At 77.9% G+C, this 1707-nt stretch carries 1 protein-coding gene and 1 pseudogene; both read right to left on the minus strand.

What is annotated here, in order from left to right; genetic code table 11:
- A pseudogene (locus GTW67_RS28020) lies at positions 1-847 on the minus strand (ABC transporter permease); the annotation flags it as partial.
- Between the two features lie 466 nt (positions 848-1313).
- Positions 1314-1707 (minus strand): FtsX-like permease family protein (locus GTW67_RS28025; RefSeq protein ID WP_161167556.1); only part of this gene is annotated, 394 nt, incomplete at its 5' end.

The raw sequence follows: 1707 nt of genomic DNA on the forward strand, positions 1-1707 counted from the left end.
CGTGGGCGGGCAGCGCACCGGTGTCCGGCGCGAACTGCCAGTAGCGCACGGGAGAACCGGCCGTGCCCAGCAGGGCGGGCCCCGCGTCGGGGGCGAGCAGCAGGGCGCCGACCCAGTACCGGTCGGTGTCCGCGCCGGGCGGCCCCGGCACCTTCGCCAGCGTCGGGGTGCGCAGCGCGGGCTGGGTGCCCCAGTAGGCGCCGTCCGGGTCGCGCGGGGCGAGGATGCCGGTGATGCGGACGGTGAGCGGGTCGCTCGCCACGCGGGGCACGTGCACGACCGCGCCCACCTCGATGTGCAGGGCCTCGGCCGTCTCCGTGGTGACGACGGCCTCCACCTGCCCGTCGGCGACGGTGACCGGGGTGCCGGACGTGCGCGGCAGCCGGCCGGCGCGCAGGCGGGCGTGGTCGCCGAGGCCCTGCTGGGCGGCGAGGTACATCTGCGGTGGCACCCCGCTGGGCCGTGGCAGCCAGGGGTCCGGGACCACGATGCTCTCGGTGGTGCGGGCTCCGTACGCCGACTGCGCGCGGTCCACGGGGAGCCGGCCGGCGACGATGCGGAGCGCGCTGTCGTAGCGCTCGCGCAGTGCGTCGGGGCGCATGTCCCGCTGCCACTGCTCCAGGTCGGGGACGAAGTCGGGCTGCGCGGTCGTCAGGACCACGCCGGTCCGGTCGGGACGGGCCTGGCGGAGGTCGTGGTGCAGGCTGGCGTCGGCGTACCGGTCCAGGGCCCGCGGGAAGGCGGCGGCCAGACACGCGGTGAGCGCGACGAGCAGCGCCAGGGCGCACGCGGCGCCGGGGGCGGTACGCAGCCGGGTCCGCACCCACGGGGCGGCGACGGGGGTCACGTCGGCCCACCTCCTTGTCCGACGGGCGCCTGTCCGACGGGTCCTGGCCCGAGGGAGCCTTGCCCGACGGCTCCGGTCGTCACGGGCCGCTGGGCCATGAACCTGGTCGTCACGGGCCGCCGGGCCACGGACCCGGTCGTCACGGGCCTCTGCGCCACGAGCCCGGCCGTCACGGGTTCCTGCCCCACGGGCCGGAGCGTCACGGGCCGTAGGGTCACGGCCCCGTCCGTCATGGGCTCTTGCTTCGCAGGCCACGCCGTCATGGGTCGTCGGTTCAGGAACCGGCCCGCCACAGCTCGCGGGGTCAGAAACCCGGCGGTACTGGGTCCTTGGGCCACGAGCCCGGCCGTCACGGGTCCTCGGGCCACGAGCCCAGCCGTCACGGGCTCTCGGGCCACGAACCCGCCCGTCACGGCCCCCCGTGCCCCCGCGGGCAACCCGCCCGCCCTCGTCGTGCGGTGCGTCGTCATCGGGTCTCGCCTCCCTGTTCCCTGAGGGCCGACACCGGGTCCGCCCGGCGCAGGGCGAGGATCGCGGTGACCAGCAGCGGGGTCGCCGCCACCGCGGTCAGGAGGACGGCGACGCGGCCCACGGGCAGGTCGACGAGGACGGCCGGCACCGGGTGGGCGGCCTCCGGCGTCAGCACGATCAGCGGAATCACCGCGCGGGCCAGCACGGCACCCAGCGCCGCGCCCACGACCAGCGCCAGCACCACCAGGACGCCCTGCTCCGCGGCGACCGCGCGGGCCAGCCGGCGGCGCGGGGCGCCCAGGGCGCGCAGCACCGCGAACTCGGCGCCCCGCTCCCGCAGCGACCCCGTCGCGCTCACCGCGAACCCGACGGCCGCCAGCGCCGCCGCC

It is taken from the genome of Streptomyces sp. SID5910, from assembly GCF_009862125.1.
In the GTDB taxonomy this organism is placed as follows: domain Bacteria; phylum Actinomycetota; class Actinomycetes; order Streptomycetales; family Streptomycetaceae; genus Streptomyces.